Annotated in this window: 15 protein-coding genes; 4 read left to right on the top strand and 11 right to left on the bottom strand. The window is 72.8% G+C overall.

Translation table 11 applies throughout. From position 1 onward, the window contains the following. Positions 1 to 62: 62 nt before the first annotated feature. Together CP967_RS02890 and CP967_RS02895 are read right to left on the bottom strand one after the other, a co-directional pair. Positions 63 to 854, bottom strand: a complete 792-nt coding sequence (locus CP967_RS02890; RefSeq protein ID WP_150486408.1) for an ATP-grasp domain-containing protein — start codon at positions 852 to 854, stop codon at positions 63 to 65. Between the two features lie 137 nt (positions 855 to 991). Further along, complete coding sequence (locus tag CP967_RS02895; RefSeq protein WP_150486409.1) at positions 992 to 2,233, bottom strand: peptidase; 1,242 nt, start codon at positions 2,231 to 2,233, stop codon at positions 992 to 994. 368 nt (positions 2,234 to 2,601) lie between these two features. Here CP967_RS02895 and map point away from each other — a divergent pair, with 368 nt between their 5' ends. Further along, entirely contained in the window at positions 2,602 to 3,378 is a 777-nt protein-coding gene (gene map / locus CP967_RS02900) for a type I methionyl aminopeptidase (RefSeq protein WP_150486410.1), read from the top strand. A 180-nt stretch (positions 3,379 to 3,558) separates the two neighbouring features. Here map and CP967_RS02905 read toward each other — a convergent pair whose 3' ends face one another. The 3 genes from CP967_RS02905 to CP967_RS02915 all read right to left on the bottom strand — a co-directional run bounded on the left by CP967_RS02905 (position 3,559) and on the right by CP967_RS02915 (position 7,099). Then, positions 3,559 to 4,785 carry a cytochrome P450 family protein gene (locus CP967_RS02905; protein ID WP_373300419.1) on the bottom strand — a complete coding sequence of 409 codons (1,227 nt, stop codon included), beginning with the start codon at positions 4,783 to 4,785 and terminating at the stop codon, positions 3,559 to 3,561. Beyond that, positions 4,782 to 6,074 (bottom strand): cytochrome P450, encoded by a 1,293-nt coding sequence (locus CP967_RS02910; RefSeq protein WP_150486411.1) that lies wholly within the window; start codon positions 6,072 to 6,074, stop codon positions 4,782 to 4,784. Before CP967_RS02910 ends, CP967_RS02905 begins: the two co-directional genes overlap by 4 nt. A 266-nt stretch (positions 6,075 to 6,340) precedes the next feature. After that, on the bottom strand, positions 6,341 to 7,099 hold the full coding sequence (locus tag CP967_RS02915) for an SDR family oxidoreductase (protein ID WP_150486412.1): 759 nt from the start codon (positions 7,097 to 7,099) through the stop codon (positions 6,341 to 6,343). Positions 7,100 to 7,238: 139 nt separating this feature from the next. Between CP967_RS02915 and CP967_RS02920 the strand changes: the two genes are divergently transcribed. The 3 genes from CP967_RS02920 to CP967_RS02930 all read left to right on the top strand — a co-directional run bounded on the left by CP967_RS02920 (position 7,239) and on the right by CP967_RS02930 (position 11,825). Then, positions 7,239 to 8,087, top strand: a complete 849-nt coding sequence (locus CP967_RS02920) for a helix-turn-helix transcriptional regulator (protein WP_150486413.1) — start codon at positions 7,239 to 7,241, stop codon at positions 8,085 to 8,087. 161 nt (positions 8,088 to 8,248) lie between these two features. Next, on the top strand, positions 8,249 to 8,893 hold the full coding sequence (locus tag CP967_RS02925) for a YceI family protein (protein WP_150486414.1): 645 nt from the start codon (positions 8,249 to 8,251) through the stop codon (positions 8,891 to 8,893). A gap of 691 nt (positions 8,894 to 9,584) precedes the next feature. Next, positions 9,585 to 11,825, top strand: coding sequence for a M4 family metallopeptidase (locus tag CP967_RS02930; protein ID WP_229888515.1), 2,241 nt, complete (start codon positions 9,585 to 9,587; stop codon positions 11,823 to 11,825). 67 nt (positions 11,826 to 11,892) lie between these two features. Here CP967_RS02930 and CP967_RS02935 read toward each other — a convergent pair whose 3' ends face one another. The 6 genes from CP967_RS02935 to CP967_RS02960 are packed head-to-tail and all read right to left on the bottom strand — an operon-like array spanning position 11,893 to position 18,705. Beyond that, entirely contained in the window at positions 11,893 to 13,341 is a 1,449-nt protein-coding gene (locus CP967_RS02935; protein WP_150486415.1) for an amidase, read from the bottom strand. Next, complete coding sequence (locus tag CP967_RS02940; RefSeq protein ID WP_373300420.1) at positions 13,338 to 14,606, bottom strand: NADH:flavin oxidoreductase; 1,269 nt, start codon at positions 14,604 to 14,606, stop codon at positions 13,338 to 13,340. The genes CP967_RS02935 and CP967_RS02940 overlap by 4 nt, the downstream gene beginning before the upstream one ends. Beyond that, positions 14,603 to 15,625, bottom strand: coding sequence for an oligopeptide/dipeptide ABC transporter ATP-binding protein (locus CP967_RS02945; RefSeq protein WP_150486416.1), 1,023 nt, complete (start codon positions 15,623 to 15,625; stop codon positions 14,603 to 14,605). Before CP967_RS02945 ends, CP967_RS02940 begins: the two co-directional genes overlap by 4 nt. Then, entirely contained in the window at positions 15,622 to 16,713 is a 1,092-nt protein-coding gene (locus CP967_RS02950; protein ID WP_229888516.1) for an ABC transporter ATP-binding protein, read from the bottom strand. The genes CP967_RS02945 and CP967_RS02950 overlap by 4 nt, the downstream gene beginning before the upstream one ends. Further along, the gene (locus CP967_RS02955; RefSeq protein WP_150486418.1) at positions 16,710 to 17,744 is read right to left on the bottom strand and encodes an ABC transporter permease; all 1,035 of its coding nucleotides are present in this window, start codon (positions 17,742 to 17,744) and stop codon (positions 16,710 to 16,712) included. Before CP967_RS02955 ends, CP967_RS02950 begins: the two co-directional genes overlap by 4 nt. Then, the gene (locus CP967_RS02960) at positions 17,737 to 18,705 is read right to left on the bottom strand and encodes an ABC transporter permease (RefSeq protein WP_150486419.1); all 969 of its coding nucleotides are present in this window, start codon (positions 18,703 to 18,705) and stop codon (positions 17,737 to 17,739) included. Before CP967_RS02960 ends, CP967_RS02955 begins: the two co-directional genes overlap by 8 nt. Between the last annotated feature and the right edge of the window lies 1 nt (position 18,706).

The following is an 18,706-nucleotide window of genomic DNA, read 5'->3' on the forward strand; positions in this document are numbered from 1 at the left end:
AGGGAGGTGGGGTTCCGTCCTGTAGTCGCCGCCGGTGCCGGAAAGGTTGCCGTGATGCCGCGTCAGGTCCGCCGGAACCGTACGTCGTGTTCACGGAGTCCGGCTTCGGGACCGGCGGAGCGGAGGACCACGTCGAGGGCCCGGCCGGGGTCGGCGGCGTAGATGTTGCTGAACCAGGCCATGTTGGCCTCGACGACGGCCCAGCGGCCGGGCCCCGCTCCGCCGGCCGGCCGCATCAGGCCGATGTCCACGACGACGCCGCTGGGCAGGGTGTCACCGCACGTCCCGGTCAGCCGCCGGGCGAACGCCCGGACGGCGGGCTCGTCCGCGTGGCCGTCCAGGGGGGCCACGTCGAGCCGGCCGAAGGTGGCGTACTGGGAGCCGGTGCGCACCTCCCCGTCCAGCAGGTGGAGCCGGAACTCCCTCACCCAGGTGACCACTTCGCTGATCTGTACCGGCGGGTCGCCCTCCCCCGCCGGTGCGGGCAGACCGCTGCCGTCGGCGTACACGGCGGCCGGGAAGCTCTTGTCGGTGGGCGGCTTCGCGAAGAACGGGCCGGGGACCGCGCGGGCCCGGCTGAGGGGCAGGCACCGGACGCGGCGGCCGGTGAGCCCGTACGGCAGCAGGTCCAGCCAGCCGTCGGCCGGTTCGAGGAGCGCGGTACCGAGCCGCCGGGCGGCCCGGGCGGCGAAGCGCGGTCCGCCGTAGTAGTGGGCCGGGGTGCCGGGCGCGGGTGCGGGGGTGCCGCCGGGCGGCAGGACGGTGACGTCCATGCCGCGCCCGCGGGCCTCGTCCGCCAGCAGGGCGGCGGTGCTGGAGCGGTGCGGCGCGAGGGCGAGAAGCGGGGCGGCCATACCGCCCCAGCCTAAAGGCTGTCCGGCCGGTCCCGGGCGGAACGCCTCCGGACAGGCCTCCGCCGTGCGGTGTCCGGCGGATCAGGGGCGGCCGGTACGGAGGTCCGTACCGGCCGCTCCCCTTCCGTCCGGAGCTCTTACCGGCCGGCGGCGGCCCGCCGCCGGGCGGTGTACAGGAGGACGCCGCCCGCGGCCAGTACCGCGGCCGAGCCGCCCAGCACGGGGAGCGTGGAGCCGGAGCCGGTCGCGGCCAGGGCGTCCCCGCCCGTCTGCGGGGCGGAGCCGCCGGAGGCGGCCGTACCGCCGGTGGACGAGGAGCCCCCCGAGGTGGAGCCTCCGGACGAGGCGCCCTCGGACGCGGAGCCCCCGGACGCGGTGCCCCCGGTGGTGCCGGTGCCGGTTCCGGCGCCGACCACGATCTCGGCGGTGTCGTTGGCCGCGTTCTTGTCGAAGGGCCTGGCCTCCCCGCCGAAGGAGACCTTCCCCGCCGCCCCCTCGACGGCCTTGTCGATCCGCAGGACGAAGGTGTACTCCTCGCCGTCCGACGCGTGCACCCAGGACTGGGAGGTCCCGCAGCGGTAGTGGGTCTTGGTGACCGGCTCGCAGTAGCCGTCGCCCTTCACGACCGAGGTCCCCTCCGGGATGCGGACGTCCACGGTCGCGGCGCCCTGGCCCGGTTTCCGGTAGACCCACGCCGGGCCTTCGTTGACGAACTTCACCGTCGCGGTGACCTTGTCGCCGGCCTTGCCCTCGATCCGGGCGCCGGTCAGCGCGAAGTCGGCCGTGTTGGCCGTGGTGACCTCGGTGATCGCGTACCGCTCGCCGTGGGCCGCCCGGTCGCTGTCGGTCGCCGGGGCCTTCTCCACCAGCTTCAGGGGGGCGCCGGTGCCCGGTACGCGCTCGGTCTCGCCGGTGTCCTCGTCCCGTCCGGAGTCCGAGTCCGCGACGGTCATGACCACTTCGTCGTAGAGGGCGCTGTCCGACGCCTCCAGGCCGATCGGCTGCTCAGGCACGTAGAGGACGCCGGGCTTCAGCGGCTGGTCGATGGCACACACGGCCACGTCCCGCTCCGGTTCCTCGTCGCCGGAGGGCACGGTCGAGTACAGACAGTTCCCGTAGGAGGCGGCCGAGGCGAGGCCCGAGGTGACGGCGTAGCTCACCCAGACCTTCCCGACCTCCTCGGTCCCCTTGTTCAGTACCGAGAACGGCACGCCGACAGCGCTGCCGGGCCGCGCGTCCGCGACCGGACCCGGTGACGCGATCCCGAGGTCCGGCTCCTCGGCCGCGGCGGGGAAGGCCGTGAGCCCGGTCAGCAGACCGGCGGCGAGCACACCGGCCGCGGCACGCGGGAAGCGGCGGCCGGGAAGGACGTGGGTCATATCAGTCACCTTCGTCACGCACGGGGGGTGAAATGCCGTCGTCGGCACAACACTTACGTGAATAACAGACGCTCTTGACCGTCGAACGGTTGTGGCACACCGCTTCTTTTGAGGCCGATGGGCCACCGGACGGTCCGCCGTCCGCCTGCGGTGAGCCCGCCGTGGGCCCGGTGGAGGCGGGGCCGGGCCGGGCTCCACCGACCCGCACCGCCCCGCCCCGCCCCGGACGAGCGAGCCGGGGCCGGAGGGCCGGCCGCGTTCCACCTCGGCGGGAGGAGGGAGGGAGGAGCGGCGGCCCGGCCATGACCCTATTCAAATACCGGTATAGTTAGACCGGTATAGTTATTGGACGCATCTGAGAGGCCCCCATGATCGAGATCCTGAACTCCGCGCGGCTCCAGCGGGCGAGGGAGACCGGCGCCCTGGTCGGAGACATCCTGCACACGCTGAAGCAGCGCAGCACGGCCGGGACGAACCTGCTGGACATCGACCGGTGGGCCAAGGAGATGATCGTCGGGGCGGGAGCGCGGTCCTGCTACGTCGACTACGCGCCTTCCTTCGGGCGCGGCCCGTTCGGGCACTACATCTGCACGGCCGTCAACGACGCGGTGCTCCATGGGCGGCCTCACTCCTACACGCTGGCGGACGGTGACCTGCTGACCCTCGATCTCGCCGTGGTCAGGGGCGGGGTGGCCGCGGACGCCGCGATCAGCTTCCTGGTGGGCAGGGCCAGGCCCGCGGAGAGCGTCGCGATGATCGAGACGACCGAACGCGCGCTCGCCGCCGGCATCGCCGCCGCCGTACCCGGGGCGCGCACCGGCGACCTCTCCCACGCCATCGGCACGGTCCTCGGTGAGGCGGGCTATCCGGTCAACACCGACTTCGGAGGCCACGGCATCGGCTCGACCATGCACCAGGACCCGCATGTCGCGAACACCGGGCGGCCCGGCCGCGGGTACACGCTGCGCCCCGGACTGCTGCTCGCCCTGGAGCCCTGGATCATGGCCGACACCGCCGCACTCGTCACCGACGCCGACGGCTGGACGCTGCGCAGCGCGACGGGCTGCCGGGCCGCGCACAGCGAGCACACCATCGCCATCACCGACGAGGGAGCCGAGATCCTCACCCTGCCCACGCGGGCGTAAGGAAGCGCACCGCCGCCGTGCCGGGGACCCCCGGCCCGGCCGGACAGGACCGCCGCCCGCCCGGTCATGGAAGCCTGCGGGGCCCGGGTCCGGACCGGGGAGCCGCTCCGGCACCTCAGTACACGGGCCTGCCGGTCCCCGGCCCGGACTTCGGCCTGTGCGGCGGCGGGGGACGCTTCCTCAGCCGTGCAGCAGGACGGGGAAGGACTCCGTGTCGTTCTGCGTCATCACGGGCAGCTTGCGGAGCTCCTCGTCGGGTATCGCGAGCCGCAGGTGCGGGAACCGCCCGAAGAGCGCCGGCAGGGCGATGCCGGCCTCGACCCGGGAGAGGGCGGCACCCGGGCAGATGTGCGGCCCGTGGCCGAAGGTCATGTGGCGGATGGGGGCGGGGCGGGTGATGTCGAACTCGTGGGCCCGGTCCCCGTGCTGGGCGGTGTCCCAGCCGATGGCGCGGTAGGAGATCACCACCCCCTCGCCCTCGGGGATCGTCTGGTCGCCGACCTGGATGTCCTCGGTGGCGAACCGCATCAGCAGGTGGGTGGTGGGGGTGTCCCAGCGCAGCGTCTCCTCGATCACCGCCTCCCACGGGACCTCGCCGTCCAGCACCGCCTTCAGCTGGGCGGGGTGGGAGAGCAGGGCGCGTACGGCGTTGAGGATGAGCCCGATCGTCGTCTCGTGCCCGGCGGCCACCATGGCCTTGAGGTTGCCCACCACCTCTTCCTCGGTGAGCGGCTCACCGCCCTCGTCGGCGAGGATCAGCGCACTGGTGAGGTCGTCCGTGGGGTGCGCCGTCTTCTCCCGGACCAGGTTCTCGTAGAAGACGTCGAGCTCCTTGAGCAGGGCCATGCGCTCCTCGTGGGGGGTGAGCATGGAGAAGAACGCCTTGTACCGCTTCGTCAGCATCGGGTGCTGCGCCTCGTCCACCCCCATGAGCTGGCCGACGACCCGCATCGGCAGCGGCTGGGCGAACACGCTCTTGAGGTCGACGGCCCCGTGCTCGCCCTGTGCGGCGAGCGCGTCGAGGAGTTCCCCGGTGTACCGCTCGATGTCGGGGCGGATCTCCTCCAGCCGGCGCGGGGTGAGCGCCTGGGAGGTCTTGGTGCGCAGTCTGCGGTGCTCCTCGCCGTCCACCGTGAACATGGAGCGCCCGGCGTCGATCATGCCGATCAGCGGCCAGGCGTGGGTGACCTCTCCGCTCCGCCAGAGCCCCCAGGCGTCCAGGTCCTTCACCAGCCGCTGGTCGAGCAGGAGCCGGCGTGCGTCGGCGTGCCGGGTGACGGCCAGAACGCTCACCCCGAGCAGTTCGATCCGGGCCAGCGGTTCGCCGGCGCGCAGCAGTTCGGTCTCGCCGTCGAGGTCCCGCACCATGGGGTCGATGACCACGGTCTGGGCGTGCGGACAGTTCACAGCAGGTCTCCTGTCGTACGTACGGGGGCGAACCTGACGGGCAGGGCGTTCATCCCGCGCAGGAAGGCGGAGGGCCGCCGGACCAGGTCCTGGGCGGGGACGGCGAGCTGGAGGTCGGGCAGCCGGTCGAGGATGACCTCGATGCCGGTACGGGCGATGGTCTCGGCGATCTCCTGGGCGGGGAACGGGCAGCGGTACTCGCCGTGGCTGAACGCCAGGTGCGCGCCGTTGCTGCCGCGGGCGGCGGTTCCCCGGACGTCCGCTCCCTGGCGTATCAGCGGGTCGGTGTTGGCCGCGCCGAGGCCCAGCAGGAGCATGTCACCGGCCTTGATGGTCCGGCCCGCGAGGTGGGTGTCGCGGGACGCCCAGCGGCCGGCCAGGATCTGGGTGGGGCTCTCCTCCCAGAGGACCTCGTTCATCGCGTCACCGATGCTGCGCCGGCCGCCGGCCAGGGAGTCGGCGAACTCGTCCTCGGTGAGCATCAGCCGCAGGGAGTTGCTGATCCAGTCGGCGGTGGTGAGGTGGCCCGCGGCGGTGATCGCCATCAGGTCGAGTGCGTACTCCTCGTCGGTGAACGGTTCCGGGTCGGCGAGCATCCGGGAGGTCACGTCGTCGCCCGGCCGGGCCCGCTTGGCGGCCACCAGCCGGCTCATGTGCGCGCCGAACCTGGCGTGCGCCTCCTGGGCTCCGGGGCCGCCGTCGGCGAGGTCCTTCAGGACCCGGGCGATGTCCGCTCCCTCCGAGTCGGGGAAGCCGATGAGCCGGGCGAGGACGAGCACGGGCAGGGGTTCGGCGAATTCGGCGACGAGGTCGGCGGTGCCCCGGCCGCAGACGGCGTCCACGAGCCGGTCGGCGAGCTGTTCGCAGTGCCCCCGGATCTCGAAGGGGTCGGCGGCCTCCAGGGCGGGGACCACCATCCGGGCGTGGCGCCGGTGTTCGGCGCCCGCGGTGAAGTAGATCGAGGGCATCGGCCGGCCGACCATGGGGAGCAGCGGCCAGTCCTCGGGGATGTGCTCCCACTGGTTCCACAGGCCGACGTCCCGGGGGAAGAGTTCACCGTCACCGGCCACCTGGTGGAGCTCGCGGTAGCCGACCACCAGCCAGGCGGGGAACCCGCCGGGCAGTTCGACGGGCACGACCGGGCCGTACTCGCGCCGCACGGTGCGGTAGAGCGCCTGCGGTTCGGTGTGGAACTCCGGGCCGCTGAGCGGTACGGGGACGGTGCCGGCGGCATGCGCGGGGCAGCCCGCGGCGGGGGCGGGCACACCGGATAAGGAGGGGGTCGTCATCGTACGGGCTCCTGGAGACGGCTTCGCGCGTTGCGACCATACGATCAACGCGGCACCACTATAAGGAGATTGGGTGCAGCATCGGACGTCAGTCATACCGATCCGCGCCTTGAAGCGATCGCCCTTCGATCGCATACAACCGTGAACAGCCAAAATCGGGCGCAGTATTGCTCGCTCCCGCCCCCGCCCCCGCCCCCGCCCCGTCTCCCGCCCCTGTTCTCCGGGCCCGCCCCCGCCCCTCCCCCACGGTCACGGACCGCCGGGGGTCACCCCTGCCGGGCTCCGGCGGGCCGCACCACGATCTCGTTGACGTCGACCTCCGCGGGCTGGGAGACGGCGAAGGCGACCGCGTCCGCGATCGCCGATGCCGGGAGAGCGACCGCCCGGTAGGCCGCCATCGCCTCACGGGCCTGCCGGTCGGTGATCGAGTCGGCCAGTTCCGACTCGGTGACGCCCGGCGAGACGACGGTGACCCTGATGTCACCGCAGGACTCCTGGCGCAGCCCCTCGGACAGCGCCCGGACCGCGAACTTGGTGGCGCAGTACACCGCGGCCGTCGGCACCACCTCGTGGGCACCGATCGACGCGATGTTCACGAAGTGCCCGCCGCCCTGTTCCCGCATCACCGGCAGGGCGGCCGCGATCCCGTGGAGCACCCCGCGCACGTTGACGTCGATCATCCGGTCCCATTCCCCGGTCCTCAGCTCGGCAAGCGGCGAGAGCGGCATCACCCCGGCGTTGTTGACCAGCACGTCCACCCGCCCGAACCGCTCCCGGGCGGCGGTGACGAAGCCGCGCACGTCATCGGCGTCGGTGACGTCCAGGCTCCGGCAGGCCGCGGTTCCCCCGGCCGCGGTGATCTCTCGTACGAGGGCCTCCAGCCGTGCGGTACGCCTGGCGCCCAGGTACACACGGTGCCCGTCGGCCGCCAGCCGGCGGGCGGTCGCCTCCCCGATCCCGCTGCTGGCTCCTGTGATGAGCACGGCCTCGGACCGTACCGTCGTTTCCTCGTTGCCGTTCGTCATGTCCGACTCCTTCTCCTCCGGGCGCCGTCCGGCCCCCCGGGAGCAACCCTGCGGCCGGGGCGCCCGCCCCACCAGGACGGCCGGTGCCTGGGTGCGGCACACCCAGGCAGAAGACGAGGGGGGTTTCTACCCTGGGGACATGACTGACGGTGGCAACGGCCTCGGAGACTTCCTGCGGGCCCGGCGGGCGGCACTGAGGCCGCAGGACGTGGACATGCCGTCGTACGGACCCCGGCGGGTCGCGGGGCTGCGGCGCGAGGAGGTGGCCGTGCTGGCCGGCGTGAACGCCGACTACTACACACGGCTGGAACAGGGGCGCGAACGCAACCCGTCGCCGCAGGTGCTCGACGCCCTCGGCCGCGCGCTGCTCCTGGACACCGACGCCCGGGAGCATCTGTTCCGGCTGACCGGCGCCACCCCGAAGGACGGGCTCCGCCGCACCCATGACCGGGTCGGCCCGGACCTGCGGCAGATGCTGGACGGCTTCCCGCACACCCCGGCGTTCGTGATCAACCGCACCCTGGACATCCTGGCCGCCAACGCGCAGGCCCGGGCGCTGCACTCGCCCTTCACCCGGCCGGACAACCTGGCGCGCATGGCCTTCCTGGACCCCGCCGCACGCGCCTTCTACGTCCGCTGGGACTGGACGGCCCACGCCTGTGTGGCCCATCTGCGCCAGGCCGCCGGCTACGACCCGCTGAACCCCCGGCTACAGGCACTGACCGATGAACTGAGCACCTGCGGCGAGGCGTTCACCGGCCTGTGGAAGGCGCACGCGGTACGGGGCAAGACCCGGGACACCAAGCACCTGCTGCACCCGGACGTCGGGCCGCTGACCCTGTCCTACCAGGCGTTCGACGTACGCGAGACGCCGGGCCAGCAGCTGATCGTCTATCAGGCGGAGCCCGGCAGTCCGAGTGCGGACGCGCTCGTCCTGCTCGGCACCGCCGACGCCACCCGCCGCCGTGAGCCGGGGCGCACCGGCTGAGCCCTCGGGACCGGGTGCCCCGCACCCCCGCACCCGCCGCACGGCACCCTCGCGCACAGAACCCCGCCCCGAGCTCCACGCGGTGAAGGTCCCACAGCGGTTGAGCGGGTTCGGCAGGGGCGTCTTGCGAGGGCTCCCCGCCCCCGCGTAACCAGTCGATCATGAACATCTTCAGTCGTAGCTCCACCCTCCGCCGCCCGGCCGCGCCCGCCGGACCGGCCGGGCCCGCCTCCGCCCCGGTGACCCCTGACCCCTCCCTGGCGGCGCTCACCGGCGAGTGGGTCATCGACCCCGCGCACAGCAGGATCGGCTTCTCCGTGCGGCACGCCATGGTCACCACGGTGCGCGGTTCGTTCACGGAGTACGACAGCCGCCTCTACTTCGACGGCCGGGACCCCTCACGCTCCCGGGCGAGGATCGTGATCCACACCGCGAGCGTGGACACCGGAGTGGAGCAGCGGGACGCCCACCTGGTCGGACGCGACTTCCTGGACGCCAGGTCGTATCCCCGGATGTCGTTCACCAGCGGTGCCGTCGAGCAGGCGGGCAAGGACGTGTTCCGGATGACCGGAGACCTCACCATCCGGGACACGGCCCGTCCGGTGACGCTGGACCTCACCTACATCGGCCACGTCACCGACCCGTTCGGCTACGAGCGGGTCGGCTTCGACGGTACGACCACCATCGGCCGCTCGGACTGGGGCCTGACCTACAACGCCCGCCTCGCCCAGGGCGGGGCGATGGTCAGTGAGCGGCTCCGGCTCCAGTTCGACATCGCGGCGGTCCGCGCCGTCCCGGAGGGCTGACGGCCCGCTTCCATCCGGCCGGCCGCGATCCGGCCGCGCCCCGGTCCTTCCGGGCGGTACCGCCGAGGGCTGTCCCACCAGGCATGACGGGGCAGCCCTCGGCGGTATACCCCACTTCACCCCGGTTGGTCTTCAAGAAGTTGAACTCAAAGGAACGCTAGGGCCGTTGGTCCTTCATTCTGTTACATCCAGGTGTCCAGCAGACGACGCACGGATTCACGGGTGGCGCGAAGGCGATCCCCGCCCTCCATGAGCCGCGGGCAGTCTTCCCACCGGCGCGAAGAGATCCGCACGACGCCACTTCACCGGCAAAACCGCTGATCAGAAGCGTGATGTGAGAAAGTGTTACTTCAAGTAGACTTCCGTTCGAGCGTGTTGGAAGCCCGGCCTGGCAGTCGGTGAGTTTTGGACAACCGTCCTCCCAGCTCTGCCTGTTTGCTTAATTTCTTGAAAGCATCGAGCTGCTCCGGACGGCGTGTACCGCGGCCCGGAGCCGGTTGTGCCGGTTCACGTCCGGCATCCGCGCCACCGGCCGTCGCGCGTACGGCCGGACACAAGGAGAGCTGCAGAAGTGGCTGACAGACTGTCATCCTCCAGATATTTCCTGATATCAGGATCCCGTTCCCCCTCCCGCCCCCTCCGGAGTGCCGGCACCGCCCGCAGGCGCGCGGCACTGACCGCGGCGCTCGCCGTGGGAGCGCTCCTCCTGCCGGTCGCCACCGCCGCGGGCCCGGCCGCTTTCGCCGCGGACAGGGACCGGGCACCCCGGCAGATCGAGGTCCGTCCCGAACCCGGGTCCGGGAGTGTCGGACTCTCCGCCGCGAAGCGGGAGAAGCTGCTCAGGAACGCCGCCGCCGACGGCCCCGCCACCGCCCGCCGGCTGAAGCTGGGCGACCGCGAGAAGCTCGTGCCGAGGGATGTCGTCAAGGACGCGGACGGCACCGTCCACACCCGTTACGAGCGCACCTACGCCGGGCTCCCGGTGCTCGGCGGCGACCTGGTCGTCCACCAGGACGGCGACTCCAGTACCGTCACCAGGGCCACCACGGCGCGGATCGCCGTGGACACGGCCGAGCCCGACGTCACCGCCGGTACCGCCAGGAAGAAGGCGCTCGCGGCGGGCGAGGAGGAGGGCACCGCCGGGGCCACCACCGCGCAGGCCCCCCGCCAGGTCGTCTGGGCGGGCTCCGGCGAACCCGTCCTGGCCTGGGAGACCTTCGTCACCGGCGTCCAGCAGGACGGCACCCCGAGCCGCCTCCAGGTGGTGACCGACGCCACCACCGGTGAGCGGCTGCACAGCGCGGAGCAGATCCACGCCGGCGAGGGCCAGAGCCTGTACAGCGGACCCGTGCAGATCGGCTCGGTCCACAACGGCACCGCGTACGAGCTGACCGACCCGGCGCGCGGCAGCCACCGGACCTACTCGTTCGCCCCGGACAACACGCAGAGCCTGGTCACCGACGACGACGACCACTGGGGCGACGGCACCGCCGCCCACGAGCAGACGGCCGCCGTGGACGCCGCGTACGGCGCGCAGAAGACGTGGGACTTCTACCAGGACCGGTTCGGCCGCAACGGCATCGCCGACGACGGGGCGGGGGCCCGCTCCCGGGTGCACTACGGCAGCGGATACGCCAACGCCTTCTGGGACGACCTGTGCTTCTGCATGACCTACGGCGACGGCATCGGTGACGCCCGCCCCGTGACCTCCCTGGACATCGCGGCCCACGAGATGACCCACGGCGTCACCTACTCCACCGCGAACCTGTACTACTCGGGTGAGTCGGGCGGCCTCAACGAGGCGACCAGCGACATCATGGCCGCGGCCGTGGAGTTCTACGCGGACAACCCGCTGGACACACCGGACTACACCATGGCCGAGCTGATCGACCTGCGCGGCACCGGCGGGCCGATCCGGTACATGGACCAGCCCTCCAGGGACGCCTCCCCGAAGGGGACGTCCCAGGACTACTGGACCTCCGAGACCAGGAAGCTGGACCCCCACTTCAGTTCCGGGGTGGGCAACCACTTCTTCTACCTGCTCGCCGAGGGCAGCGGGCAGAAGACCGTCAACGGCGTCCAGTACGACAGCCCGACCTACGACGGCAATCCGGTCGCCGGCATCGGCATCGAGAACGCCGCCGCCATCTGGTACCGGGCCCTGACGGTCTACATGACCAGCCGCACCGACTACGCGGGCGCCCGCGTCGCCACGCTCCGGGCCGCGGACGACCTCTTCGGCATGGACGACGGCGCCTACACGGCCGTCGGCAACGCCTGGGCCGCGGTCAACGTCGGCCCCTCGTACGTCAACAACATCGCGGCCGTCGTCCCGTCCGCCCGGAAGTCCGCGGTGGGCCAGCCCACCGAGCTGCGGATCGACGCGGTCTCGACCCGTCCCGGCGCTCTCGGCTACGCCGCGACCGGCCTGCCCGCCGGGCTGGGCATCGACGCCGCCACCGGCGTCATCAGCGGGACCCCGACGGCGGCGGGCGACTTCTCCGTGGTCGTCACCGTCACGAACTCCGCCTCGGAGACCCGCGAGCTGTCCTTCGCCTGGACCGTGCTGGCCTCCGGCGGGGACTTCTTCACCAACCCGGCCAGGGTGGACATCCCCAACTGGGTCACCGTCGAGTCACCCATCACCGTCACGGGGCGGACCGGCAACGCGCCCGCCGACCTCAAGGTGACCGTCGACCTCGTCCACGACTTCATCGGCGGGCAGGTGATCAACCTCGTCGCCGGGGACGGCACGGTGATCCTGGTGAAGGACTTCGTCTGGGACGAGGGCAGGGAGCTCCACGAGACGTTCACCGTGGACGCGTCGGCCGTGCCCGCCGACGGCACGTGGAAGCTGCGCGTCACCGACAACACCCCCGGCATCTTCACCGTCGACCCCGGGTACCTCGACGGCTGGAGCCTGACCTTCTGAGGCTCCCGGCCTCCCGGCCTGTCCTCCTGGCCCGCCCCCCGGCCCGCCCCGGCCGGGGGGCGGGCCCTCACCTCGGGGGCGGCGGCCCCCAGGGTGCCGCCTCCTCCAGTTGCGCGGCGAGGGCGAGCAGCAGGCCCTCGCCGCCGAGGGGGGCGGCGAACTGGACGCCGAGCGGCAGACCGTCGCCGTCGTGGCCGAAGGGCACGGACATCGCGGGCATCCCGGTGACGTTGTACACGCTGGTGAAGGCCGAGTGGACCGAGGCGTGGCGGTAGACGGACTCCGGGTCCGTGGTGTCGAGCGTGCCGAGCGGCGGGGTGGGCCGGGCGAGGGCCGGGCTGAGCAGGACGTCGGTGCCGGCGAAGGCGGCGCCGACCTCCCAGCCGATCTCCTGGGCCCGGCGCAGGGCCCGGCTGACATCGGCGGCGGGCAGGGTGCGGTAGGTGTCGTACAGAAGACGGGTGAAGGGTTCGATGTCGTCGTCGGCCAGGGGCCGGCCGAGTTCGGCGAGCCGGGCGTCGATCTGGGCGACGAGGTCGGCGCCCATCAGGACGCCGGAGGTGCGGCCGACGTCGTCGGGGCGGTAGCGGGCGGTGGTCTCGGTGACGTGGTGGCCGAGGCGTTCGCAGAGCACGGCGGCGGCGCGTGCCGCGTCCGCGCAGTCGGGATGGACGTCCGGGCCGTCGGGGAGCGCGGTGAGCAGTCCGATCCGCAGGCGGCCCGGCGGGCGGGCGGCGAGCTCGGCGAAGGGCGCGGCCGGGGCCGGGGCCGCGTAGGCGTCTCCGGGCAGCGGGCCCGCGGCGACGTCGAGGAGCAGGGCGCTGTCGCGGACGGTCATGGTGAGCGCGTGGTGCACGGAGACCAGGCCCGCCAGGGTGGTGGGGCGTGGTGCGGGGCTGACGCGTCCGCGGCTGGGTTTCAGGCCGAACAGTCCGCAGGCGGCGGCCGGGATGCGGATCGAACCGCCGCCGTCGCTGGCGTGGGCGACCGGTACCATCCCGGCGGCCACGGCGGCGGCCGAGCCGCCGCTGGAGCCGCCGGGTGAGCGGGTGGGGTCCCAGGGGTTGCGGGTGGGGCCGGACAGGACCGGTTCGGTGGAGGCGTTGAGGCCGAGTTCGGGGGTGTTGGTGGTGCCGAGGACCACCGCTCCGGCCCGCCGGTAGCGGGCCACCAGTTCGCTGTCCCGGCGGGCGGTCCCCTCGGCGAAGAGACGGCTGCCGCCCGTCGCCGGGAGGCCCGCCACCTCCGTACCGAGGTCCTTGACGAGCATCGGGACACCGCGCAGCGGGCCGTCGGGCAGGCCGGCCGCCACCTCGTCCAGGGCGGCCTCGAAGCGGGTGTGGAGCACCGCGCCGATGCCGGGGTCGAGTCTCCCGATGCGGGCGATCGCCTGTTCGGTGACCTCGCGTGCGTCGCTGTCGCCGTCGCGGACGGCGGCGGCCGTGGCGGTGGCGTCGGGAAGAACGGCGGCGTCGGGAAGGGCGGCGGCCGCGGCGGCGGCGTCGGGGCGCCTCATGCGACGTACCCCTCCTGTTTGCCCCAGGTGGCGCGGCGGGTGGTGCCGCGGTCGACCAGGACGCAGCGGGTGCCCGTGAAGTTGGTCGGCATGCACTTGTTGCAGTGGATGCACAGGGACGGTGTGGCGGAGTCCTCGCGCACGCGGTTGACCAGGTCGGGCTCGCGCAGCAGGGCGCGGGCCATCGCCACGAACTCGAAGCCCTCGCGCATCGCGAGGTCCATGACGGGCTTCCCGGTGATCCCGCCGAGCAGGATCATCGGCAGCTTCACCGCTGCGCGGATCTGCCGGGCGTCCTGGAGGAGGTAGGCGTCCTGGTAGGGGTAGCTGCGCAGGAAGTGCTTGCCGACCGCCTTCACACCGAGCTTGATCGGCTGCGGCATGATCGCGGAGAACTCGCGGAGCGGGGCGTCGCCCTTGAAGAGGTACATGGGGTTGAGCAGGGAGCTGCCCGCGGTCATCTCCAGGGCGTCGACGGTGCCGTCCTGTTCGAGCCACTGCGCGACGGGGATGGCCTCGTCGAGCCAGAACCCGCCGGGGACGCCGTCGTCCATGTTCATCTTGGCGATGACGGCGATCCTGCCGCCGACGGCGTCGTGGACGGCGCGCATGATCTCGCGGGCGAACCTGGCCCGGTTGGTGAGGCTGCCGCCGTAGGCGTCGGTGCGGTGGTTGACCCGGGGGCTGAGGAAGGAGCTGGCCAGGTAGTTGTGGCCCAGGTGCACCTCGACGGCGTCGAAGCCCGCCTCCACGGCGCGGCGCGCGGCCTCGGCGTGGGCCTCGGTGATGCGCCGGATGTCGTCGAGGGTGGCTTCCCTGGCCCAGCTGATGGTGGTGGCGTGGAAGTGCTTCGACGGGGAGAGGGCGGGGGCCCCGTTGCCCTTGGGGTTGGCGACGGGCCCGCCGTGGCCGATCTGCGCGGCGACGGCGGCGCCTTCGGCGTGCACGGCGTCGGTGAGGGCGCGCAGGCCCGGCATCGCCTCGTCGGTCCAGTAGATCTGGTGGCGGTCGGTGCGGCCCTCCTTGGCGACCGCGCAGTAGGCGACGGTCGTCATGCCGACGCCGCCGCGGGCGTAGGCGACGTGGAAGTCGACGAGGTCCTTGGTGACCAGGGACCGGTGGCTGAGTCCTTCGTAGGTCGCGGCCTTGATGACGCGGTTGCGGAGCTCGACGGGGCCCAGTTTCGCGGGTGCCAGGACGTCGGGTGCCAGGACGTCGGGTGCCGGGGCGGCGGGGGCGGCTTCGGGGGTCTCGCTGGTGGTCACGGGTGGTTCCTCCTGGGTTCGGCGTGGTGGCAGGCGACCCGGTGTCCGGGCCGGATCTCCCGTGGTGGGGGTTCGTGTGCGGCGCACTCGCCGGTGGCCAGCGGGCAGCGGGTGCGGAAGCGGCAGCCGGACGGCGGGTCCAGCGGGGAGGGGAGTTCCGCGGCCGGCCCCTCGGTGTCCACGGCGGCGGGGGCGGCACCGCCCGGGCGCCTGGCCTCGGGGAGGGAGGCGAGCAGCAGCCGGGTGTAGGGGTGCACGGCCTCGTGCTGCATCCCGTCGGAGGGCAGCACCTCGCAGACCTTGCCGAGGTACATCACCATCACGCGGTCGCTGATGTTCTTCACCACGGACACGTCGTGGGCGATGAAGACCATGCTGAGCCCGCGCCGGGCGGTCGCCGTCTCCAGCAGGTTGAGGATCTGGGCCTGGACGGACACGTCCAGGCTGGAGACGGGTTCGTCGCAGATCAGCACCTCGGGGTCGAGCATCAGGGCGCGGGCGATGCACACCCGCTGGCACTGGCCGCCGGAGAGTTCGTGCGGTCTGCGGTCCCGTACGGTCGCGGGGTCGAGGCCGACGTCGCGGAGCGCCTCGTCGATCCGGGTGTCCCTGTCGCGCGGGTCGTCGCCGGCGCCCCAGACCGAAGGGCCTTCCCACACCAGGTCCTTGACCTTGCGGCGCGGGTTCAGGGCGGACACCGGGTCCTGCATGATGATCTGCATCCGGGCGCGGGCGCGCCGCAGTTCCCCGGGGGCGAGGCCGCTGAGGGAGGTCCCGCCCAGGCGGACGGTCCCGGAGCCGGGGGGCGGGAGCTGGATCAGGGAGCGGCCGACGGTGGACTTGCCGCAGCCGGACTCCCCCAGGATGCCGAGGGTCTCGCCGACGGCGACGTCCAGGCTGACCCCGGAGACGGCGTGGACCTTGCGGCCGTGTCCGGCCGGGAACTCCACGACGAGGTCCTCGGCGCTCAGCGCGGGCGGCCGGGGGGCCGTCCGGGCGGTGTCGGGTGTGGTCGTCATGCGGTCGCCTCCTGGACGGCGCCCAGCGGGTGGTGGCAGGCGACGACGCCTTCGGCGTCCTGGTCGCCGTGCCGGCCGGTGAGCCGGGGCGCCTCGGTGGTGCAGCGGTCGGTGGCGGCGGTGCAGCGCGGGGCGAACCGGCAGCCGGGCGGGGGGTGCAGCAGGTTGGGCGGGCGGCCCTCGATGGTGGGGAGCAGGGTGTGCGGGGGCAGGTCGAGCTGGGGGATGGAGGCGATCAGGGCACTGCTGTACGGGTGCCGGGGCCGTTCGAAGACGGCCTGGGTGGGGGCGTGTTCGACGAGGCGTCCCGCGTACATCACGGCGACGCGGTCGGTGCGGCCGGCGACGGTGGCGAGGTCGTGGCTGATGAGGACGGTCGCCATGCGCAGGTCCTGGGCCAGTGTCCGGAGCAGGTCCAGGATCTGCTTCTGCACGGTGACGTCGAGTGCGGTGGTGGGCTCGTCGGCGATGAGCAGGCGGGGCCCGCAGGCGAGGGCCATGGCGATGACGACGCGCTGGCGCATTCCGCCGGAGAGTTCGTGCGGGTACTGGCGGGCGCGCCGGGCCGGTTCGGGGATGCCGACCTGCCGGAGCAGGCCGACGGCCCGGTCCCGGGCTTCCGCGCGGCTGAGGCCGAGGTGCAGCCGTACGCTCTCGGTGAGGTGGGCGCCGACCTTCTTGACCGGGTTCAGGGAGGTCATCGGGTCCTGGAAGACCATGGCGACCTCGGTGCCCCACAGGGCGCGGCGCCGGGCGGGGGTGAGTGCGTGGACGTCCTGGCCGCCGAGGAGGACGGTGCCGGAGACGGTGGTGCCGGGGCCGTCGGTGATCAGGCCCATCAGGGTGCGGCCGAGGACGGACTTGCCCGAGCCGGACTCCCCGACGATGCCGAGGGTCTCCCCCTCGGACAGGGTCAGGTCGACCCCGTCGACGGCCTGGACGAGGCCGCGGGGGGTGAGGAAGCCGGTGCGTACGCCGGTGGCGCTCAGCAGCGGGGCGGGGGCGGCCCGGGGGGTGCCGGCAGCGGGTCCGGGGGCGCCGGGGGCGGGGGCGGGGGCGGGGCCCCCGGGCGGGGGTGCGGTGGTCACAGCTTCACGCTCCGGGAGTCCCATCGCCCGCGAGCCTTCTCGCCGACGATGTTGAAGGCGAACACGGTGAGGAAGAGGAAGGCGCCGGGCACGAGGACGATGTGCGGGTGGTCCTCGAAGGCCCGCCCCTCCCCTTCGGCGATCATGTTTCCCCAGGTGGGTTCGGGCGGCTGGATGCCGAGTCCGAGGAAGCTGAGCGAGGCCTCGGCGACGATGAGTACCGAGATCATCACGACGGCCAGGGACAGCAGGGGCAGCAGGACGTTGGGGAGCAGTTCGCGCAGCAGGATCCGGGTGCGGGTGGCGCCCATGGCGCGGGCCGCGACGACGAACTCGCGGTTGGCGTAGGCCATGGTGGTGGCGCGGGCGAGCCGCACCATGCCGGGGACGGTGAGCAGGGCCAGGGAGAGGGCGACGTTGCGCAGGTGCGGTTCCAGCACGGTGGCGAGCGCGATGAGGAGGATCAGCGGGGGTACGGCGAGCAGGGAGTTGGTGGCGATGCCCACCGCGCGGTCGACGCCCTTCTGGAAGTAGCCGGCCACCATGCCGATCGCGCCGCCGACGACGGTGCCGACGGCGACCGCGGACAGCGAGATGACCAGTGAGGACCGGGCGCCGTACAGGGAGCGGGCGAGCAGGTCGAGGCCGAAGGCGTTGGTGCCGAGCGGGTGGTCCCCGGTGAACGCGGGGGTCGCGAAGACCGGTTCCATGACGGTGCTCGCGACGTCGCGGTCCTCGGCGAGCGGCAGCCAGGGGGCGCACACGATCGCGAGGCCGAGGAGGATCAGCCAGCCCGCGCCCGCCCAGAACACCAGGTCGAATCCGGGGCCGGCCCAGCGCTTGCCGAGCCGGGAGGCTCCGGCGAAGGCCGTGCCGAGGCCGAGGAGGGCGAGGGCCGCCTTGGCGGGCGGGACGAGCTGGGCGGTGGTCGCGCCGAACACCAGCAGGGCGAGGCCGACGGCGGTGAGGGTCAGGGCGGTGAGCAGGGGCGGCGGGAAGGCGGTCCGCGTGCGCGGAGCGATGTCAGACATGGACACGTCGCGTCCTCGGGTCGAGGTAGCCGTAGGAGAAGTCGATGGCGGCGTTGATCACCACGTAGATCACGGCGATGGTGAGCACGGCGCCCTGGACCATCGGGTAGTCGCCCTGGCCGGCGGCGTTGACGACGAGGGTTCCCATGCCGGGCAGCGCGAAGAGGTACTCCACGACGACGGTGCTGCCGATCAGCCGGCCGAGGCTGAGGCCGAGCAGGGTGACCAGGGAGAAGGAGGAGGGGCGCAGGGCGTCGGTGAACAGGATGCGCAGCGGGTTCATGCCCTTGGCGCGGGCGGCGAGGATGTAGTCCTCCCGCAGGGTCACGATGAGGTCGCCGCGCAGTACCCGGGTGAACATGGCGAGTTCGGCCAGGGCCACGGTCAGGGCCGGCAGGAAGGCGTGGTGCAGGTTGCCGGCCAGGTCTCCGTCGCCGAGCCGTACCCACTCCGAACGCGGGAACCAGCCCGCCGAGTTGACCAGCAGCAGGATCAGCAGCAGTCCGGCCAGGAAGCTGGGCACCGAGAGCACGCCGAAGGTGCCGGCCCCGATGATCCGGTCGGCCGCCGAGTTCTCCCGGTACGCCGACCACATGGCCAGCGGCACGGCGATCAGGAGGGCGAGCAGCAGCCCGAGGGCGGCGATCTCCAGGCTGACGGGCAGCGCGGACAGCACCCGGTCGGTGACGTCGCTCTGCGGGGGTACGACGGACTGTCCGAGGTCCCCGGTGAGGACACCGCCCAGCCAGTCGAGGTAACGGGTGGCCAGGGGCTGGTCGAGGCCGAGTTCGGTGCGGAGTTCGGCGTACTCGGAGGGTGCCCGGCCGGCCCCCAGGATGTCGACCGCGGGGTCTCCGGGCAGCAGGACCACCAGGGAGAACACCCCGATGCTCGCGATGAGGAGCACGCCCACCAGTTCCAGGGCCTTGAGGGCCGGTCGGCGCAGCGCAGCGGGACTCATG

This window comes from Streptomyces nitrosporeus (genome assembly GCF_008704555.1).
GTDB classification, from domain to species: Bacteria; Actinomycetota; Actinomycetes; order Streptomycetales; family Streptomycetaceae; genus Streptomyces; species Streptomyces nitrosporeus.